18 protein-coding genes are annotated in these 21,129 nt (G+C 37.4%); 12 read left to right on the top strand and 6 right to left on the bottom strand.

The window, feature by feature from the left end:
* Positions 1-187 precede the first annotated feature (187 nt).
* The 5 genes from ABXT71_RS05920 (at position 188) to ABXT71_RS05900 (ending at position 6,551) form a co-directional block, all read left to right on the top strand.
* A complete protein-coding gene (locus tag ABXT71_RS05920) occupies positions 188-2,587 on the top strand; it encodes a TonB-dependent receptor (protein WP_415372923.1) in 2,400 nt (799 codons plus the stop codon).
* A gap of 19 nt (positions 2,588-2,606) precedes the next feature.
* Positions 2,607-3,161, top strand: coding sequence for a type 1 periplasmic binding fold superfamily protein (locus tag ABXT71_RS05915; protein WP_415372922.1), 555 nt, complete (start codon positions 2,607-2,609; stop codon positions 3,159-3,161).
* A gap of 378 nt (positions 3,162-3,539) precedes the next feature.
* Positions 3,540-3,995 (top strand): GNAT family N-acetyltransferase, encoded by a 456-nt coding sequence (locus ABXT71_RS05910; protein WP_415372921.1) that lies wholly within the window; start codon positions 3,540-3,542, stop codon positions 3,993-3,995.
* 251 nt (positions 3,996-4,246) lie between these two features.
* On the top strand, positions 4,247-5,053 hold the full coding sequence (locus ABXT71_RS05905) for an energy transducer TonB (protein ID WP_415372920.1): 807 nt from the start codon (positions 4,247-4,249) through the stop codon (positions 5,051-5,053).
* Positions 5,054-5,360: 307 nt separating this feature from the next.
* A complete protein-coding gene (locus tag ABXT71_RS05900) occupies positions 5,361-6,551 on the top strand; it encodes an NAD(P)/FAD-dependent oxidoreductase (RefSeq protein WP_415372919.1) in 1,191 nt (396 codons plus the stop codon).
* A gap of 93 nt (positions 6,552-6,644) precedes the next feature.
* On the opposite strand, the gene ABXT71_RS05895 is transcribed toward ABXT71_RS05900, so the two are convergent.
* Positions 6,645-8,615 carry a putative porin gene (locus ABXT71_RS05895; RefSeq protein WP_415372918.1) on the bottom strand — a complete coding sequence of 657 codons (1,971 nt, stop codon included), beginning with the start codon at positions 8,613-8,615 and terminating at the stop codon, positions 6,645-6,647.
* A 91-nt stretch (positions 8,616-8,706) separates the two neighbouring features.
* Here ABXT71_RS05895 and ABXT71_RS05890 point away from each other — a divergent pair, with 91 nt between their 5' ends.
* Positions 8,707-9,306, top strand: coding sequence for a ribonuclease HII (locus ABXT71_RS05890; RefSeq protein ID WP_415372917.1), 600 nt, complete (start codon positions 8,707-8,709; stop codon positions 9,304-9,306).
* A gap of 72 nt (positions 9,307-9,378) precedes the next feature.
* Positions 9,379-11,787, top strand: coding sequence for a hypothetical protein (locus ABXT71_RS05885; protein WP_415372916.1), 2,409 nt, complete (start codon positions 9,379-9,381; stop codon positions 11,785-11,787).
* A gap of 18 nt (positions 11,788-11,805) precedes the next feature.
* Here the strand turns inward: ABXT71_RS05885 and lipB are convergent, their stop codons facing one another.
* The 3 genes from lipB to ABXT71_RS05870 all read right to left on the bottom strand — a co-directional run bounded on the left by lipB (position 11,806) and on the right by ABXT71_RS05870 (position 13,537).
* On the bottom strand, positions 11,806-12,510 hold the full coding sequence (gene lipB / locus ABXT71_RS05880; RefSeq protein ID WP_415372915.1) for a lipoyl(octanoyl) transferase LipB: 705 nt from the start codon (positions 12,508-12,510) through the stop codon (positions 11,806-11,808).
* 75 nt (positions 12,511-12,585) lie between these two features.
* Entirely contained in the window at positions 12,586-13,374 is a 789-nt protein-coding gene (locus ABXT71_RS05875) for a hypothetical protein (RefSeq protein ID WP_415372914.1), read from the bottom strand.
* Positions 13,375-13,378: 4 nt separating this feature from the next.
* The gene (locus ABXT71_RS05870; RefSeq protein ID WP_415372913.1) at positions 13,379-13,537 is read right to left on the bottom strand and encodes a YqaE/Pmp3 family membrane protein; all 159 of its coding nucleotides are present in this window, start codon (positions 13,535-13,537) and stop codon (positions 13,379-13,381) included.
* Between the two features lie 616 nt (positions 13,538-14,153).
* On the opposite strand from ABXT71_RS05870, the gene lysS reads away from it, so the two are divergent.
* Entirely contained in the window at positions 14,154-15,842 is a 1,689-nt protein-coding gene (gene lysS / locus ABXT71_RS05865; RefSeq protein ID WP_415372912.1) for a lysine--tRNA ligase, read from the top strand.
* A 107-nt stretch (positions 15,843-15,949) separates the two neighbouring features.
* Here lysS and ABXT71_RS05860 read toward each other — a convergent pair whose 3' ends face one another.
* The gene (locus tag ABXT71_RS05860; protein ID WP_415372911.1) at positions 15,950-16,630 is read right to left on the bottom strand and encodes a hypothetical protein; all 681 of its coding nucleotides are present in this window, start codon (positions 16,628-16,630) and stop codon (positions 15,950-15,952) included.
* A gap of 208 nt (positions 16,631-16,838) precedes the next feature.
* Between ABXT71_RS05860 and ABXT71_RS05855 the strand changes: the two genes are divergently transcribed.
* From ABXT71_RS05855 to ABXT71_RS05840, 4 genes are all read left to right on the top strand, one after another.
* Positions 16,839-17,021 (top strand): rhodanese-like domain-containing protein, encoded by a 183-nt coding sequence (locus ABXT71_RS05855; RefSeq protein ID WP_415372910.1) that lies wholly within the window; start codon positions 16,839-16,841, stop codon positions 17,019-17,021.
* Between the two features lie 70 nt (positions 17,022-17,091).
* Positions 17,092-17,967: a sterol desaturase family protein gene (locus tag ABXT71_RS05850; protein ID WP_415372909.1), complete on the top strand. Its 876-nt coding sequence runs from the start codon at positions 17,092-17,094 to the stop codon at positions 17,965-17,967.
* A gap of 327 nt (positions 17,968-18,294) precedes the next feature.
* Positions 18,295-19,320, top strand: a complete 1,026-nt coding sequence (locus tag ABXT71_RS05845; RefSeq protein ID WP_415372908.1) for a hypothetical protein — start codon at positions 18,295-18,297, stop codon at positions 19,318-19,320.
* A gap of 115 nt (positions 19,321-19,435) precedes the next feature.
* The gene (locus tag ABXT71_RS05840) at positions 19,436-19,786 is read left to right on the top strand and encodes a hypothetical protein (protein WP_415372907.1); all 351 of its coding nucleotides are present in this window, start codon (positions 19,436-19,438) and stop codon (positions 19,784-19,786) included.
* 49 nt (positions 19,787-19,835) lie between these two features.
* Here ABXT71_RS05840 and hemL read toward each other — a convergent pair whose 3' ends face one another.
* A complete protein-coding gene (hemL, locus tag ABXT71_RS05835; RefSeq protein WP_415372906.1) occupies positions 19,836-21,122 on the bottom strand; it encodes a glutamate-1-semialdehyde 2,1-aminomutase in 1,287 nt (428 codons plus the stop codon).
* Positions 21,123-21,129 lie beyond the last annotated feature (7 nt).

The raw sequence follows: 21,129 nt of genomic DNA, 5'->3' as shown, positions 1-21,129 counted from the left end.
AGCATTGTTCAATTACGATATAGACATATATCCTAATTTACTATTACCAAAAATTCCTGTAAAGGTTGAGGCAAACTTCACTTCATTACAGTTTCATTCCTTTCAAATAACCAACACCCAATTACGCGCGCCACCTATTTTTTCTTAATAAACAAACTGATACGTTTTATGTTAATTAAGAATTTATATGCACAAGTATGCACTATTAATACTGCTATTCAGCAGTATTACATCTATTTCACAAAATTGTGACAATTCACTTTCTGGCAGGGTAACAGACCTTCACGACGGCTCATTACTTATAGGGGCTACGCTTGTAGTTGCAGGTACTGATCAAGCCGTACAGACTGATTTTGACGGAAAATTTGTATTTTCAAATTTATGTAATAATACCTACTCTATACAGGTATCGCATCCTCATTGTTTGACGAAAGGGTTCACTCTTAAAATATCTGGCAACACCGCCAAATCTTTTAAACTAGAGCATCATTTAGAAGAACTCAACCAAGTTACGATTGAAGGAAAAGCCTACAGTAATAAGTCCAAAACAATACTTGAAAACACTATTTCAAAAGAAGAATTAGAGCGTTTCAGTAGCGGTTCTCTTGGCGACGCCCTAAATAGCTTGAGTGGTGTTTCGTCCCTAAATACCGGAAATACCGTTATCAAACCACTGATTAATGGCCTTCACAGTAGTCGTGTTGTCATCATAAATAATGGTGTTCGGATGCAGGACCAAGAATGGGGAGCCGAACACGCACCAAACGTAGATATCAATTCGGTCGGAAATCTTACATTAATAAAAGGCGCGGGTGCTTTACAATATAGTGGTGATGCAATTGGTGGTGTAATCGTCGTCGAATCTTCAAAAGTTCCTGTAAAAGATAGCCTCTATGGAAAAACATTACTTACAGCAGCAAGCAATGGGCGCGGTGCATCTCTCACTTCCCAATTGACCAAAAGTTATCAAAACGGGTGGCATGCAACCTTGCAGGGAACATTAAAACGCTTGGGCGATTTTGAAGCAACACATTACGTGTTGAGTAATACAGGCATTTTTGAACGCAACGCTTCTTTAAATGTGGGTCTTAATCGTTTCGACTATAGTATAGAGGCATATTATTCACTCTTTAAAAATGAAATAGGAATTTTAAGGGCTTCCCACTTGGGCGGTGCTCAAGACCAAATTCGAGCCATAAATAGCAATAGACCATTAATCATCAACGATTTTACATACCAAATCAATGAGCCAAGACAAGATGTAACCCATCATTTGGCAAGAATTAAGGGCTTCAAAAGGTTTGACAGTTTTGGGAAAGTAAGCCTGCAGTATGATTTTCAAAGAAACAATCGCCTCGAATTTGATATAAGGCGCGGTGCAGACAGCGATAAGGCCTCGTTGGATTTGCAACTGGCCACCCACACGCTTTTATTGGATTTAGATTCTCATTTGACAGATGCAATTAGTCTAAAAACGGGAATTATGGGCAGGTATCAAAATAATTTTGCAGACCCAAATACTGGCGTGCGCAGATTGATACCCGATTATGACAAGTACGACTTGGGAATCTATGCCTTAGCAGATTACCGCTTGAACGACCAATGGCTTCTTGAAGCAGGAGGGCGTTTTGATTATACCTATATGGACGTTTTTAAGTTTTACCGAACTTCCTTTTGGGAATCACGTAATTATGACCAGCTGTTTCCAGAAATAGTGGTCGAGGAACTCGACAATCAGGTTTTGACCAATCCGAAACTTAATTTCTATAACGGTTCAGGAACTTTTGGAGCGGCCTATTCATTTGGCGAAGATTATAAGTTGTTTTTCAACTATTCAATTGCCTCCAGAGCGCCAAATCCCTCAGAACTTTTTAGTGAAGGCTTGCACCATTCCGCTTCCCGAATCGAGTTAGGCGATTTACGTTTTAATTCAGAAATTGGACATAAAGTGTCCCTAACATTCCAAAGGGATAACGACATATTCAGTTTTTCCGTCAATCCTTACATCAACACAATTTCAAATTTTATCGTTATTGAACCTACTGAAATTCAGCAAACGGTACGGGGCAATTTTCAAGTTTGGGAATACCGTCAAACCAATGCACAATTGTTGGGTGTAGATGTGGATGCATCCTATGCTTTTGCCAAAAATTTCCGCTTAAACAATCAGTTTTCTTTGGTAAAGGGCTATGATCGCAATAGGTATGAGCCATTGACAAGTATGCCACCCGTAAATACCAAGAATGAAATCGTTTATCAAAACTCGGAATTCAATAATATTCGCTTGTCATTACAGAGTGAGTATAACTTCCGACAAAACGAATTTCCCGATAACAATTTTGAAGTGTTCATTCCAGAAACACAAACAATGGAAGTTGTGGACCTAAGTACGCCACCCGACGCCTACCATTTGTTCAATTTTAATTCCAGCATCGATTTTAAAGCCACTAAAACAGCAACACTTACAGTAGGTTTTGGAATCACAAACGTAATGAATACTTCCTATCGAAATTACCTGAACCGTCTGCGATATTATGCAGACGATTTGGGCAGAAACTTTTTATTTAATCTTAAAATCAATTATTAATTTTTTAAAATCAGAAACTATGAGAAATTTGAAATTTTTTGCAACTGCAATTTTTGCAACAGTATTATTTGTATCGTGCTCAAACGATGACGACAATACGCCAGAACCCGTAAATGAAGAAGAAGTGATTACCACTTTGACGGTAACCCTTACGCCCAACAGTGGCGGAATGCCTGTTACCCTACAAACAAGGGATTTAGATGGCGATGGACCCAATCCACCAGTAATTACTTCTGGTAATCTTACAGCAGGTGTAATGTATAATGGTACGCTTGTACTATTGAACGAAACAGTAAACCCACCTGAAAATATTACGGAGGAAGTGGAGGAAGAAGATGAAGACCACCAGTTTTTCTACACTATTGGAGGCGGACTTGATGTAACAACAGAGTACGATAATTTTGATGGCGAAGGAAATCCGCTCGGAACAGAATTTACGTTAACAGCAGGAACAGTAAGTTCTGGAACGTTAACGTTTACGCTACGTCATTTGCCTACAAAACCGAACACAGGTCTTGGCGATGCTGGTGGAGAGACTGATATTGCAGCCACATTTAATGTAATGGTACAATAGATTTGAATTAGTCACACCTTTCTTTGTGCCAAAATGAATGCCCTTTATGATTTTACGTAAAGGGCATTTTATTTTTTAATAAAATCAAGTCAACTCTATAAGCCGCAAACCTCTGTATTCGACTAAAAGTAATCATACTACCAAAAACTGCAAAATATTCTTTCTTGCCAACACGCAACTCAAAACAAACATAGAAAAAGATAATCTGAAAAACAGAACTTGGAAATCCTCTGGGGAACAACATATACTTCGGAAATATTATCTAATGAACCCTGACAATTTGGTTGGGATTTTTTGATGGATTTAATTTCAGTAACTTTACGGGATAGCCCTGATAAATCTAATTATTTAGCGAGTTAGAAATAATTAAAAGGAAAAATGATTGAAAGACTGCAACATAAGGAGTTAGAAATTGCTAAAAAAATTCGTGCCGTTTTTCAAGTATCTTATAAGATAGAGGCAAAATTATTAAACGCCACTTATTTCCCACCCTTAAAAAGACCTCTTGAAGATTTTATAGAAAGCACCACAGCCTTTTACGGATACTCAAAAAATGGTGGTCTCGCTGGAGTTATTGAAATTGATCGTAACAATCGCTATACACTTATTAGAAGTTTAGTAGTCAATCCTACATTTTTTAGACAGGGGATCGCAGGAAAACTAATAACCTTTGTTTTTGACACCTTTGATTCAAATCTATTTGTAGTCGAGACAGGTCTTGCCAATGGCCCAGCAACTAAATTATATGAAAAATGCGGTTTTACGGAAGTTAAACAATGGGATACCGAACACGGAATTAGAAAAATAAAATTTGAAAAAAAGCTTCATAACTAAGCGCAACAGGTAGACTCAAATCATTAAACCAACACGACAATACAAGGTTACAAAAGCAATAACGCATGCTGTACCCTGGCCGCTACAAAAAAATCACCTTTAGAAATACAGCCTCAAAAAAAATATTTTTATTTATTCAAAATACAAATCACTTTTTTTGGGAAAAATTGACATTTTTTTCACACTTAAACCATTTCAAAACCAAGCATCTACAATACATTTGACTCATATCAATTATTAAACGAATCGTTATGAAAAAGTACCTTACACCTTTTTGCGCCGCACTTGCCATCTTAAGTCTTTCTTCTTGTGGCAACACAACTAAGGATAAGCTAAAAATAAATCAACTCGAACCATCTATGGGTGAAGAGATGGCTGTCAACACGCAAGTGACAAACAGCCCTAAAAAAAGAGTTTTTACAGATTTTATTTACGACATAGGTCCAAGATTTAGACCCGTGAAAAGAGAGGTGGTACAAAAGGCAAGATCAATCGATGCATTTATTTCTAAAGAAGAACTCGATAAAATCGAACACATCAAATCTGTTACTGTAACTATCATAGATGGTTATATCATATCTGACATAATCGAAACAGGCACTAGCGCATCGTTTAGTGAAGCGCAATTAAAACTTTTAAAAGGGTCAGACTATTCTACTAATCTAATGATTCATGTAGAATTCCAACAAATGAACGCGCAGATTAATACCGTGAAAAACAACTATGCTTCTTCCTATCTTACCATCATTCCAGAAAAACAAGCTTCCTATTTGTTTAGCGAGGAAACCCTTAAAGATTATTTGAGAGTTCAAAGCGAGGAGTCTCGAGTAGGCTTAGATCCAAAAAAACTACGTCCTGCAAAGTTGTATTTTACAGTGACCAAAGATGGTTCTGTTGAAAACGTAAGACTCGATAAATCTTCTTTCTACCCAGTTGTAGACGGGACTATGATTACATTAATAAAAAACTTACCAGGATCGTGGACCCCTGCAGAGAATGCAAACGGCGAGAAAGTAAAGCAAGAGTTGGTCCTGTCTTTTGGACTATTAGGCTGTTAATTGAGCCAAAAGAATCTAGGTCAATACACCGAGCTTAGACGTTAGTAAAAAGCCAAATCCTCACAGCATACTGGGCTATTATTTCAATTATATAAATGATTACTTCAGAAATATCACAGCATGAACCGTTTCCTTTTGGTTGAGGTTTTTGTTATGTAATTAAATTACCTTTACAGGATAACCGAGAAACCACTCCCTTATTACGTGCGTTAGGCAGCGTTTGAAAAACAAATTAAAAATGAAGCAAGTGGCTGTTTAAAACTTGATACATTGTTTTACCCACTCTTACTACAACTACATTAGTTTTATGAAAAAGCAAATTGCTATTATAGGTGGCGGACCATCAACCTTCTTATTAGCCTCTTTTTTAGATGCTAAAAAATTCACGGTGACCATCTATGAAAAAAACAAAACAAGTGGCCGAAAATTTTTAGTTGCTGGTAAAGGTGGCTTCAACCTAACACATTCAGAACCTATTGATCGACTTATTAAACGGTACACCCCTGCAGGTTTTTTAGATGAAGCACTCACTAGTTTTACCAATAGTGATTTTAGAAATTGGCTCGATCACATTGGAATTCCCACCTATGTAGGCAGCAGTAAAAGAGTGTACCCCAAAGAAGGAATCAAGCCTATTGAAGTCCTGAATTCTATTCTTAAATCTCTCAAAGAAAAAGGAGTGCTATTCAAGTACGGTCATACTTTTTCTAATTGGGACGCTGCTAATAATCCTATCATTAATGACCAAGTGGTTCAAGCAGATTATACCATTTTTTCTTTAGGAGGAGCAAGCTGGAAAGTCACGGGATCTAATGGAAACTGGCGCGACACCTTTACTAATAAAGGAATCAAAACAAAAACGTTTCAAGCTTCCAACTGCGGGTATCAAATAGACTGGGAACCTGACTTTATTAAAAAACACGAAGGAACTCCTTTAAAAAATATTGCTATTACTTGCAACACGACCGTTCAAAAAGGAGAAGCGGTTATTACCACATTTGGCTTAGAAGGGAATGCCATCTACGGTCTCAGTCCGCAAATTAGAGCACAGTTGAATGCGCAAGTAAAAGCGACCGTTTGTATTGATTTTAAACCTTCGCTATCATTAGAAAGTATTGTGTATAAAATTAAATCTTCCGGTTTTAAGAATACGACTCAAATCTTAAAAAAGGAACTCAAACTCAGCAGCGCTCAAATAGATTTATTAAAAACATATCTTTCTAAAGAGTCTTATTTAAACACAACATCTTTAGCAGAACATATTAAAAAATTCCCTTTAGACATCATCAACACAGCCACTATTGACGAAGCAATTTCCACGGTAGGTGGTATTGATTTACAGGCCGTCACTTCTCATTTTGAACTGAAAGAACTGCCTACTCAATTTTGCATTGGCGAAATGTTAGATTGGGACGCTCCTACTGGAGGCTATCTCTTGCAAGCCAGCGCAAGTATTGGTGTAACCGTAGCCAGATATTTAAATGAAAAAGAAGATTGATAAAATGGAAAACCTATCACTCTATTATTCAATCTAGCTATATTTTGATTTGATAAAACAAATCAAAGAGAAAAGAGGCTACTATCGTTATCTCTATAAAAAGAAATCCCAAACTAATCCAAATCGAATAATCCCATCTCGATATGGATATCCGGGAGCAGCAAAGTGATCATTCGTAGATTTAAACAATGAGTTCACATGCTCATATTTAAAGAAGATGCGTGTCTGGCGTACTTTTGCATTAAAGAAAAGGTCTACCATCGGGAAGCCTCCTATTTCTTGTGTGTCTTGCACATAAAACTCACCAAGCACAGGACTGTAGGCGTTCATCTCATATTTAGGAAAATACTTAAAGGTGACTCCCGTCTGTAAAAACAATGCTTTTTTAAACCAGTGATCTTCATAGTATACAGAGTTACGTGTGATGAAGGAAGGCACTTTAAAAACCTCAGAACCGTTTGCTACACTCTGAAACAGCACCGTGTTTGCAAGCCTAAAATTTTTATATATAAATTTCTTCTCAAGCTTTATTTTTAAATAATCTACGCGATCTGTAGCTTGCAGAGGTGTGGGCTGACTTCTCACTTCTACCGTTTCTTCAGTAGCTGGGGTACTTATCGTCGTTCCGAAATAAGTATAGTCATCAATCCCGGTGTATGAAACGTTTACATTTCCGTAGGTAGGAGAAGACAAACCAAAACTTAGTTCTTGCGTCTTCACGTTGTTAAACTGGTTCTCCCAGTTATAACTCACATAATCACTTTGAAACAATAATGTATTAAAATTTGGCGCTACGCTATGTATTTTGAGTCCCGCTTCGGCTTTGATATCCTTGTAAAAAGTAAATCCTGCGCTTCCTTTAAAGTAGGCGCCGTCATATGGCCCAGAAATATTTACAGCACCTTTACCCTGCAAACTAAACCCTTTGTACTCCTTTTTATAGTTTCCCCCAGCGGAAACGACACTTCCTTTTAATCTATTTGAGATTCTACCCTCATCCAGAATGAGTACCGCATTGTAGCCATAATTATAATTTGTGTAGTCTATAAAAGCACCTAACGATCCTAAAATATCATTATCAAAACGGGCGTATGCCTTGGTGTTTAAATCCTGTAACCTAACTTGATCTCTTAACCCCGTCGCTTCATAGGCAGCACCGTAGTCCACATATGCACTGGCTTGCTGATAGCGAAACTGTTTTTCCTCATAGGTAATCGCATTACCAAGGGCAAGTAAGGTGTGGCTCACACTATCTTGTTTTTTAATCAAGTGATATTCTTGATCTATGTAATAACGTATTCCTTTTAAAAAATTTTCTGCATCTTCATATTTTACTTCTAGCCTACCACGATCATTAAAGTTGTTATCATCAGTAACAAACAATGGTAAAGCCTCATCTGTAAGACCACCGTTCTGTCTATTTAAAATCTCTTGACCAGCAAGATGAGCTCTTAAAAAATAGCGTTTATCCTTAGTTTCATAACTGGTTGTAAATCTAAAATTACCAGTGCTGGTAAGTCTGTTTTGTAGATTCCCGAGGGAACGAACTCCCTTATAGGCCAAAGAAAAATTGAACTGCCGTGAGGTGTTGATTGTAAACAAAGCATCTAATTGTTGTCCTTGCTGGAAAGCCGTTTTAAAGTAGAACTCGGTGAGCGGTGTAGGCACATCATAGTACAACATATCTTCCACTTCCATATAATTAATGTGCTGCGCTCTTGCCCCAAATAAAGGTTTCAAGTTCTCCTCGTCAAAGGTTTTTGCGAGTTCGTTATACGGAGTTCCAACATTTGCAAAGGGCAACAACTCAAAAGTGTCTTTGCGCAGATAATTGTAAGTGTATTCTTTTTCTATGGTGAGCGTCGTATCTACAACTGTAGAATCTCTATCTGCCGCTATAATTTTATACCATTCTATAGGTGCTTTTTTCTGCTTATCCACGCCGTTCTGGAAATTGGGATTACTGCTACTATTATTTCCTGTTGGGCTGTTGCGGCCATTAACTTGACTAAAAGACAACACTGGCAGTAAGAAGAATAAGAGACAGATGTGGCTGTTTTTCATAGATTGTAATCGAGAAGACAAATATAAATGTTTAGATAGTATTAGAGAAAGAACGATGTATTAATAGGAATGTTATTTGTAATTTGTGATTGTGCTACAATTAAAGATACATCCTTCACTTTTAGAATGCGGAACAGACGAGGCAGGCCGTGGTTGTTTATCAGGTCCTGTTACTGCTGCAGCTATTATTTTACCAGAAGACTTTTCGCATCCTTGGCTCACAGATTCAAAACAACTTAGCCATAAAAAGCGAATGGAGCTCAAACCTATCATTGAGGCAGAAGCCATTAGTTATGGAGTAACGCACGTGATGATGGATGAAATAGACCAGATTAATATCTTAAACGCTTCTATTCTCGGGATGCACCGTTCTATTGATCAACTCACTCCTGCGCCACAATTTATCGCCATAGACGGCAATCGCTTTAAACCGTATTATAAAATACCTTATGAGTGTGTTGTTAAAGGCGACGGAAAATTTCTACATATTGCAGCCGCCTCTATTCTCGCAAAAACCTATCGCGATCTATATATGGAGCAACTGCACGAAGAATTCCCGATGTACAATTGGATAAAAAACAAAGGCTATCCTACGCTTGAACATCGCGCCGCTATCCGTAAACACGGTCCTTCCCCCTATCACCGTAAAAGCTTTAGGCTCCTCCCAGAACAACTAAAACTCAAATTATAACCTGTTGAAAACCGTGTTATAAACTTAGCTCGTATCACTCAATCTCTAGGTTCTGTTATGTACTTTTGTCTTATGAAGAAGGTTTTTATTTTGGTGTGGATTGGTATGGTCACTTGCATTTTTTCCTGCTCAGAGGGCGCAAATAGCAAAGGTGAACCCTATAATTATGTATTGCCAGAAACAGATTATATTCTAAAAGTCACAAACCCTGCACAACTAAAAACAGACCTGAAGGCAAACGAATTGCTTGATACCGCGAGTAATCCCATCGTAGCTTTTATTAGTACTTCAGAAATATTAAGTGCCTGGAAATCCCAAGAACCATTTTACTTTAGTGCTATTGGTGAAGGAGCTTCTGCTCAGATTGTTTTTACTAGAGCAAGGGACGCCTTAAATTTTAGTGTAGATTCTATTCCGAATGTCGTGGTAGAAAAAAGTATTGAAGGAAAGCTACTGCTTCAAAAAATAACGCTGAATAATGATTCGCTCTTCACAGCCATCAAGGATAGTGTGCACATTTTTTCAAATAATAGAGCGTCCTTAATTTCTGTGCTGCAGCAAAAAGAGCACTCGCATGACAATGCCTTAGAAAAATTATTGCTCTTGCCAGAAGAAGGGGAACTTATAAAAAATGGAATGACTTATTTGTATCCCGAAACTATTTCAGCAGTAAACAAACTATGGACTTCTCAAACGATTCACCTGCTGCCAGATGGTATACAGATTTCAGGGATTGTAAAAAGTAAAGACAGTACCATAATTGATGTTTTTAAAGGTCAAGCACCTCAAGAATCTAAAATCATTGAGCTGCTGCCTGCAGATTTTTCAACTGCAATTGGCTTTTCATTTTCTGATGCTGCCTTGCTCCTTAAGAACCTGAAAAGGCACCGTAATGACACTACGCTGACGGCAGAACACCCTTTATTTGAAACCATTATGGAAGTAGCAGAAATAAAACTAAAAGAAGGGCAAGCACTGTTGATGCCCAGCCTTGACATTGCGCAATCTATGTCTTCTTTAAGTTCAGATCTATTAGAGATGGAGACATTTAGAGATGTAACTATTTTTGAAAGCAGCCTGCACAAGACCATCACTTCTAGCTTTACACCCTTACTTTCTCAAGACTCCTTCCCATATCTTTTTATACTAGACGCCTTTGTGGTCTGCACAAGTTCTGTGACTACAGCGCATGATATCATTAGCGCATTTCAGAATAAAAATGTGTTGGGAAAAACGACGTATTATTCGATACTCAATGCGCAATTATTGTCATCATCTTCCCTATATGTTTTAGGTCAAGGCACTGAAGTTTCGGCGATAAGCTATGCACTTCTAGATTTTAATGGTGTAGAAAAGGCAAATAGCAATTATCCACTGGGGGTTCTTCAATACAGCTACGACACCTCTTTTGCACATCTTAATTTTGTGACCAAAGAGATTGTTTCATCCAAACAAATTTCTGGGACGGTGAGTCAAAAATTTACGACTAAACTGGAGCAACCTATTTTAGGAGTTCCGAAATTTTTCACCAATCATCGAACTCGCGGCCAAGATGTCGTGGTGCAGGATATGAGTAATACGCTGCATCTATTTTCTATCAGCGGAAAAAAAAGCTGGAGCACAAAAATTGATGGTGCCATTCTGGGAGAAATCAACGAAATTGACATCCTACGCAACGGTAAAAAGCAACTTGCCTTCGCCACAGAAAAAACATTTTATATTTTAGACAGAAATGGGAAAGCTGTAGCGCCTTTCCCAATGAAGTTTAACGATAAAATCACGCAGCCACTTGCGGTCTTTGATTATGATAACAACCGCAAATACCGCTTTCTAATCACTCAAGGCAAAGAAGTCTATATGTACGACAGCAAAGGAAAAATGGTACAAGGTTTTACCTTTAAAAAAACGAGTTCGCCTTTAGTATTTCCTCCCAAACATATTAGGCTAGGCTCAAAAGACTTTATTGTTCTTACAGAAGAAAACGGGAAAGCCACCTTTTTATCACGAACAGGAAAAGAGCGAATCAAGATAAACGAGACTTTTGACTTTAGCGAAATCCCTATTCAAAAAGAGGGACTCAGTTTTGTGATTATTGCGACAGATGACAAAAAGCATACGATCTCGACCAGTGGCAAAAAAAGTACTCAAACATTAGATATCTCTGGCGGCTATTATTTTAAAACCTTAGGTAAAACCAAGGTGACGTTAGATGATAATTTGCTCCGTATTAATGGGGTATTAGTAGAACTCCCTTTTGGCAGGTACAGCGAACCGCAGCTCATTAACCACAATAGAAATACCTACATTTCTGTCACAGACTTGCAAGAGAAGAAAGTGTATGCCTTTGGTAAAAACAGAAAGTTAGTAGAAGGTTTTCCCGTGTATGGAGCCGCTGAAGGCAGACTAGCTTCTAGCGGCACTAAACTGTTATTAGTCACAAAAGGTAGCGATAGTGAGATTTTATGCTACCAAGTGAACTAGTGTTTTATTTCAGAAATATTATTTCTTTACTATTTCCGCAGAAAATAAAGTGGTGAAATGCTTGAGCAATTTACCTCTTACTTCTTCCATATCTACCTCGGTTTTTCCAAGTTCTACGTGCAATGAAGTAACCGCTTTGCCTTTAATCCCACACGGGATCATATGATCAAAATAACCTAAATCTGAATTTACATTAAGTGCAAAACCATGCATCGTCACCCACCTACTTGCTCGCACCCCTAAGGCACAAATTTTACGTGCAAAAGGAGTTCCCACATCTAGCCAAACACCCGTCTCTCCTTCGCTTCGCTCTGACTTTAATCCATATTCTTGAAGGGTAAGAATTACCATTTCTTCCAGTAATCTCAAAAATTTATGAATGTCTGTAAAAAAATTTTCTAGATCTAAAATAGGATAGCCCACGATCTGTCCCGGTCCGTGATAGGTAATATCACCACCACGATTAATTTTATAATAGGTGGCGCTAATTTCGGCAAGTCTATCTTCAGAAATAAGCAGATTGCTGATGTCGCCACTTTTACCTAAGGTATACACATGGGGATGTTCTACAAACAGAAAATGATTGTCTGTTTCAAGACACGTCTCTTCTCTCCTATTCTTGATTTTTGTATCGATAATTTCTTTAAAAAGAACTTCTTGATACTCCCAAGTTTCTTTGTAATCCTTTAAACCTAAATCTTGTAACTGTACTAATTTATTCAATAGTGTGGGTTTTATTCAACAAAAATACATGAATAGAAGCATTTAAATCACTGCTGTGAGATTAACTAAAACAAACTACTCCTCTAAAACCACTTCAAAGTTGTCCAATAACTTTTTATCATACATCAAGGTTTTCCAATCTATCTCAAACGTTACGGTCTTGCCATCTGTCGAAATCTTTGTACCTTCCATAGAAACAGATTTTACCTTTCTAGGGAATACATATTCCAGTTTCATTTTGCTTTCTAGAAGCATATCATCAAACTCTGCCATCATTCCCTGCATCATCATATCTTCTTCCGACTCTTCAACAACTTCAAGCTCAACCTCTTCTGAGTTCACTAGTTTTTCATCAACCCTTTTAAACGTGTTGTTCTCAAAAAAGTAGCGCACCTTTTCTGTCTTTAGCATATCTCCGGCAGGTCCTGCTTCTTGTGCCGCATTATTTTTAGCTAGATCTATCATCTCATCCATTTCATAACTAACAAACTCAATCTCACTAAAGCGAGCGAACTCTTTACCTATATTAAATTTAAAAATATTATTACCTTCATCCATCTGCATGCGCATCGTCATGTTTTTCATATTCTGCAGCTGCACTTGCTTTTCTTTTGGCAAGGTTGCGATACTATCTTTATACTTCACGAGTATATCATTAAACGTAATAAGCGTATCCAGTTTTTTTGAGGGTTCATCCTTACTTGACGCTCCCATACTTCCGACAGATTCTAGCATTTGAGAAAGGTCAAAACTGGTCTCATAACTCCCACCCATGTGCTCGTTAAAAACGATGCGTTCTTGCACGTCACAACTTACAAAGGCTAGTGCAACGGCTGCACATAGCACAACTAGTGACTTTTTCATATCTTTAATTTTTAGGATTATTAAGAATAATGAGTGCTGCAATGACCCCAGGAATCCAACCACAAATGGTTAAGATAGTTACAAGAACAATAGAACCACAGCCCTTATCAAGAACGGCAAGTGGCGGAAACAAAATAGATAGTAAGACTCTCCAAATACTCATAGATTAACAAAATTACAATTAATACCAATCTATTTGTCGGATGCAAGTCTTTTTGTTACAAGCTCATTTTTCGCATCTTCGTTCTATTAACACACAAGACCTTATGAAATCACTTAAAATATATATTTTTTTATTATTCCCCTTTGTAACCTGAGCACCATATGAATTTTCCGGCAATGTAAATGAAGAGCATCGAGATGGGGCTATTGAGCAAAACAGTGATGGCTTAGGCGCTATGAGTAAAACAATTACGGTGACGTCTAATACCAAAGAAACCACGACGCAACTCAAAGTAAAAGGAACGATTCTGGCTGCGAAATAAGAAGCAATCTACTTTTATAAATGCTTTGAAAAACGGTTTTAAAAATAGGATTCACTTCTTTTTCAAAACCGTTTTCATATTAGACTGATTTCTTCGGAAACACGCTAATTTTGAACCTTTTATATTTCCGAAGTAAAAAAGGAATTTCACTTTGATACACTCCTACACTATCACTATCTTTGCGGCTTATTTTAACACGCTTTGTTATTAATTAGGAAAAGTAATGCAACGATTAAGAGTATTGCACACACCATTTTTCATTAATGAAACCATTGCCTACTGAATACTATAAAAATGCAACTATCTGAACTTGAAGTCATTCGTCGCGAAAAACTCGCGCAACTTATCGCCCTAGGCATCAATCCATATCCACCAGAATTATACCCGGTAGATGCGATGACTTCTGGGATTAAACAGGATTTTGAGGAAGGTAAAAAAGTAGTAATCGCGGGTCGATTGATGCGTAAAAAAATTCAGGGAAAAGCTTCTTTTGGGGAACTTCAAGATAGCGAAGGCCGTATTCAGCTCTATTTTAATAGGGATGAAATTTGTCCAACAGAAGACAAGTCACTTTACAATAATGTGTTTAAAAAATTATTGGACCTTGGCGATTTTATTGGTGTGGAAGGTGAGCTTTTTGAAACTCAAGTAGGCGAAAAGACTGTGCTAGTAAAGAATTTTAAGATGCTTTCTAAAACATTGCGCCCGCTACCCTTACCAAAAACAGATGCGGAAGGAAACACCTATGATGAGTTTAACGATCCTGAGCTACGGTACAGACAGCGTTATGTAGATCTTGTGGTAAACCCTAGTGTGAAAGACACGTTTATTAAGCGTACCAAAATCACAAATGTGATTCGTCGTTTTTATAATGATATGGGATTTCTAGAAGTAGAGACGCCTATTTTACAGCCTATTCCAGGTGGTGCTTCTGCCCGACCTTTTGTGACACATCACAACACTTTAGACATGCCTTTGTATTTACGTATTGCAAATGAGTTGTACTTAAAGCGATTGATTGTTGGTGGTTTTGATGGCGTGTACGAGTTTTCTAAAGATTTCAGAAATGAAGGAATGGACCGCACCCACAACCCAGAGTTTACAGTGATGGAAATGTATGCTGCATACAAAGATTATCACTGGATGATGGACACGACGGAGAAGCTACTAGAAGAGGTTGCTATGGAACTTCATGGGACGACTACCGTGCCTTTTGGCGATAACGTGATTGACTATAAAGCTCCATATAAAAGAATTGGTATTCTTGATTCTATTAAAGAACACACTGGCTTTGATTTATACAAAAAGAGCGAAGAAGAAGTGCGTGAAGTTTGTCATAAATTAGACATTCCCGCAGATAAGACTTTTGGTATTGGGAAAATGGTGGATGAAATTTTTGGTGAAAAATGTGAGCATTTATACATTCAGCCTACGTTTATTATGGATCATCCTGTAGAGATGAGCCCTTTGACTAAAAAGCACAGAACCAAAGAGGGCTTGACGGAGCGTTTTGAACTTATGGTCAATGGGAAAGAACTTGCCAATGCCTATACAGAGCTTAATGATCCTATTGTACAACGCGAGCGCTTTGAAGAGCAATTAAAATTGAGTGAAAAAGGGGATGACGAGGCGATGTTTATCGATCAAGATTTCTTGAGAGCCTTAGAATATGGAATGCCCCCAACCTCAGGAATTGGGATTGGCGTAGATCGTCTAGCCATGTTTATGACTAACAATCAATCTATACAAGAAGTGTTATTCTTCCCTCAAATGAGACCAGAGAAGAAGGCAGTTGCTTTAAATGAAGAAGAAAAAGCGGTCTTAGCTATTTTAAAATCTAACTCGCCTATAGCGCTAAACACGCTTAAAGAACAGTCTGGTTTAAGTAATAAGAAATGGGATAAAACCATTAAGGGATTAACGAAGCATGGTGTTGCTAAAGTAGAAAAAACGGATGATGATCTATTTATTTCTGAGGTTTAAAAAGCTTAAAACATAGTATACAAAAAAAGAGCTACTTAAACAGTAGCTCTTTTTTTTGTATACTAATAGTCACAGATTAGAGACTAAAATGAAATACCTTGAAAACGTTATTTCTTTAACTTTGGTAAATTAACACCATTTTTGAGTAAAAAAACACCCATAATAACCATCCATAAAACCTTTATGTGAAATATAGGTTTGTACACTTCAAAGTTATCTGGAATCGATAAAATAATACCCATAGCTGCAAGACCTAAGAGTACAGTAAACCAACCTAACCAACCGCTCACTATATTTGATTTAACAAAACCAGCACCTAGTAATACTAAGCCAACCCCAGAAAAAATCCGCCCAAAACGAAAAAAACAGGTTACATATTGATTAGTGTACAACATACTATCCATGAATTCTTGAACCGCTACGGGAGACATATCTGCTGTCTTACCTACGCCCCAGGCTCCAAAATTATAAAAGTAAGCAGCTCCAATCGCCAAAGTAAAAGTACCTATAACAACTAAGCCTGCACCGGGTAAAAGGAGCACACGATAGGGATTCCTGGAAGTTATAGAAACCAATGCAAACATTGCAATTCCTAGAAATACCCAACCAAAAATATGTATGCGATACATCCAGATCCATAGCCATATGTTTTCTCCTATAGAAGGAAAATCTGAAGCAACAATATACTCACCAATATGGTGTGGTGACAAGGCCCAGCCAAACCAGAGTAGCACGGCTGAGGCAATAAATGAATACGCGGTAAACTTAGTTTCAAAATTTTTAGTCATAACTTTAAGGTTGTGTATTCTGGTAAAAAGGGCAAGTTAAAGTATTTTTTTGCTATTTTTATGTAACTTTTGTTAGACGAATATAAAAAAATATTTATTTAAATTGACGGAGCTCCATTTTATGGTGATTTGCCAAAACAACAAACGTGAACATCAAAAACAATAAATTGGTTATAGAGCGCTTAACGAATGTGGATTAGGCGGTTTTATGCCTGCCTTTGGCTTACCATTCACCGGTATCCTAGAACTAGAACATATTTATAGTCGATTAAATATAACAAAAGAGGATCCAATAATTGTGTATTACCATAGCGGCGTGTGTTCTGCGCATACCACGTTCGTATTAACACAACTCTTAGGCTATAAAAAAGTAAAGAATTATGACGGCTAATGGACAGAATGGAGTTATCACAATGCTTTACCTTTGCAAAGGGAAAGTATAACAGTAATATGATAAGAAAATGGAAAAGTATTTAGACGTTTTTATAAACGCCTTTTTAGGCACTGTAGACTGGACATGGAAATCTATTATTTTTGATGTTCCCTGGTATAACAACTATTTCTGGGGCCTCGTAACCATCTCATTGTTTGTTTGGATATTAGAAATCATCTTTCCTTGGCGCAAGGAGCAGTCCATATTTAGACGTGATTTCTGGTTAGATGGATTCTATATGTTCTTTAACTTTTTCATCTTTAGTATCGTAATTAGCGGAGTATACGAGACCTTAGGGCTCTTGTTTGCTGAAGTTAATATCAATACAAAGAGTCTAGCTTTATTTGACATCTCACAATGGGCTCGCGGGATACAATTATTAGTATTCTTTATTATTCTAGATTTTGTTCAATGGTTCACTCACGTGTTGCTGCATAAATATTCTTTTCTTTGGAAATTTCATAAAGTACACCATAGTGTAAAAGAAATGGGATTTGCAGCTCATTTGAGATACCATTGGATGGAGAATATATTTTATAAACCGCTTAAAACTTTTGGTGTAATGATCATTGGTGGTTTTGAACCTGAACAAGCTTTTATAGTGCACTTTATCACCATAGCGATTGGTCATTTTAACCATTCTAATATTAAGATTACCTGGGGACCCTTAAAATATATCCTCAACAATCCAGTGATGCATTTATACCATCACGCTAGTGTGCTTCCTGATGGAAAAAAAGGGGTGAATTATGGGATTAGCTTAAGTCTTTGGGATTATATTTTTAAAACAAATTATATCCCTGAAGACAGCGGAACCGTTGAAATAGGATTTGAGGGTGATGCTAAATTCCCTAAAGATTTTATCGGGCAAAACACCTATGGCTTTAAAAAAAGTGAGCATTAAATATTCTTAAAGAACAATCCGATTAGGATAATTCTAAATGGATATAACCATTACAAGATCAACCAAGTTTTATTTTACAAAACTGAGAATATCGATACTTCGTTTGTTGGCTCAATTCTGGAATACCCAGCAATAGCATTTTTGCTTTCATAATAATTATCTTTTTAAGATTATGGAAGTAAACATATAATAGACCATAGGTTCATAAAATGACAGTTTAGTGAACGCTACTTCTCAGTGAGTAAAATATGAGATTGGGCTAGACAAATTAGTGCGCGTCACCGTTTTAATTGTGGGCGTTATTTTATACATTTGAAAAAAATTTATATGAAAAAAATTAGCATACTTTTTTCGCTAAGTATTGCAGCCCTGCTTTTTAGTTGTGGAGGTGACGATGACGACTACACAGCTGTAGATGAAATGGATGATACAATAGAAGTTGTAGATTTAACTTTTGAAACTTCTCTTTCTGAAATGGGCATTTTTCAAGGAGATTTCTCAAATCTCACACCCGCGAGTGATGTACAACTATATGAAATAAACAGCACCCTATTTACAGACTATGCAGCAAAGCAACGTTTAATAAGACTACCTGAAGGGGAGTCTATGGAATATAGTGGTAGTGAGTTATTGCCAGATTTTCCAGACAACACACTCGTTGCAAAAACTTTTTACTATAATATCGATGACAGAAATCCTTCATTAGGTAAGCAAATTATTGAAACTAGAGTATTCTTGAAGATAGACGGGTTTTGGCAATCTGGAGATTATATCTGGAACGAAGCGCAAACAGACGCAACCTATAGAGAAACATCCAGCGTGGAAGACATATCTTATATAGACACAGCGGGTGAGACTCAGAATGTAAGTTATGTGATCCCATCGAAACAAGATTGTGCTACCTGTCATAACAATAGTGGAAATACATTTCCTATTGGCTTAAAGTTGAGAAGTATGAATTTCAACCCAATGAACGGTACGGTGAATCAAAACCAACTACAAGCTTTTACAGACAGCGGTATTCTTACTGGCTTATCTAGCCCTGGAGACATTAGTTTATTACCAGACTGGACAGATGACGCTACGTATGATATCTTTGAGCGTGCACGTGCTTATATGGATGTCAATTGTGCTCATTGCCATCAACCTGGTGGTGAAGTAACCATGTTTGATTTAGATTTTAGATATGAAACAGCTTTTGATGACACCGGAATCTACGCAAACAGAGGAGAAATTGAGTCTAGAACTCAAAGTACGATCCCTACTTTTAGAATGCCTCAAATAGGTAGATCTATAGTGCACGATGAGGCGGTATTAATGTTATTAGAATACTTAGAGGCAATAGAAGATTAACCAACAAGAGATGCACTTGCCTATTATTTTTGCCTTTAAACTTATTTTGGCTCAATAATTGAATTTAGTGAATCAAAATATATATTTTAGTACTTTAAATTTAAATTAAAATAGAATGAAAAAAATTTTATCAGTAATAGCATTCGCATTTATTATCGCCTTAGGTGGTCAAAAAATGCAAGCACAGAGTTTATCTCAAGACGTTAGTAGACCAGAAGCGAAAGTAAAAATGCAGCTAGCAGAATTAAATAAATCATTAGATTTCACCGCAGAACAAGAGCGTACGCTTTTTAGAGCTTTTGTACAAAAAGAAGTGAACTATAGCAGATATGTAAATAATGCTAAAATTTCTCAGGTAGATGCTAAGGCAAATAAAGCCAAATATGACGAGGCTTTTAACCAAGCGATGGCTAAAACACTCACAGATGCTCAATTTGCTAAATGGAAAGCAATGGGTAACAAATAAGTAAGACAACATACTAAAAAAAATCCCGCTTAAATAGCGGGATTTTTTTTTACCATTGTGAAACTATATGTTCAACTGCCCTTACTGTCTTATCAATATCCTCATTACTTAAAGCGTCTGATATAAACCACGTTTCAAAAGCACTTGGCGCGATATAAATTCCTTGCGCTAATAGGCCATGAAAAAACAGATTGAATCGCTCACCACTCGCCGCAGCCGCTGAAGCGAAATCTACAACAGGCTCATTAGAAAAATGCACAGAAATCATAGACCCAACCCTGTTGATAGTAGATGGGATATTATGTTTTTTTAAGACCGACTCCATCCCTAGATGCAAACGCTCAGTTTTTGCAGCAATAGATTTAAAAATTTCTGGGTGGTCATTTAGTTCTTTGAGCATCGCGATTCCGGCTGCCATTGCGAGAGGATTCCCACTTAACGTTCCTGCCTGATACACTGGACCTATAGGTGCTAGATAGTTCATAATTTCTTCACGAGCTGCAAAAGCGCCTACTGGAAGCCCTCCGCCTATGACTTTTCCGAAGGTAATAATATCTGCCTGAACGCCTAACAATTCTTGAGCTCCCCCTTTTGCAAGTCTAAAACCGGTCATTACTTCATCAAAAATCAAGAGTGTATTATGATCGTCACATAAAGTACGTAAGCCTTCAAGAAACCCAGATGAAGGACGAATGCATCCCATATTACCTGCCACTGGTTCTACGATAATACAGGCAATCTCATCTTTGTGGTTTTTAAACAATTCCGCTACTTGTGCTAGGTTATCAAAATCTGCTAACAAGGTATCTTTTGCCGTACCCGCAGTTACTCCTGGACTATTTGGAACGCCTAGTGTGATTGCGCCACTTCCAGCTTGAATTAAAAAAGAGTCACTGTGGCCGTGATAACAACCTGCAAATTTGATTATTTTTTCTCGCGATGTATATCCTCTTGCAAGTCTAACAGCGCTCATACATGCTTCTGTACCACTATTTACAAAACGAATCTTATCAATGTTTGGCACCATGCTGACTGCCAATTGAGCAATCTCTGTTTCAAGTATTGTGGGAGTCCCGAAGGAAGTACCCTTTTTAGCAGTTGTAGTGATTGCCTCAACAACGGGCTCGTGTGCGTGCCCTAAAATCATAGGGCCCCAAGAGTTTATATAATCTATAAGTTGATTGCCATCTTCATCATATAAGTAAGCTCCTTTCGCGCTATTAATAAAAATAGGATGTCCGCCTACGCCTTTAAATGCTCGTACCGGTGAGTTCACACCTCCTGGAATTACTTGTTGTGCCTCAGAGAAAAGAGCACTACTCCTTTTATATTGCATGGTATAT

Source organism: Patiriisocius sp. Uisw_047, from assembly GCF_047730165.1.
Classification (GTDB): domain Bacteria; phylum Bacteroidota; class Bacteroidia; order Flavobacteriales; family Flavobacteriaceae; genus Patiriisocius.
This window is presented reverse-complemented; position numbering and strand designations above follow the sequence as displayed.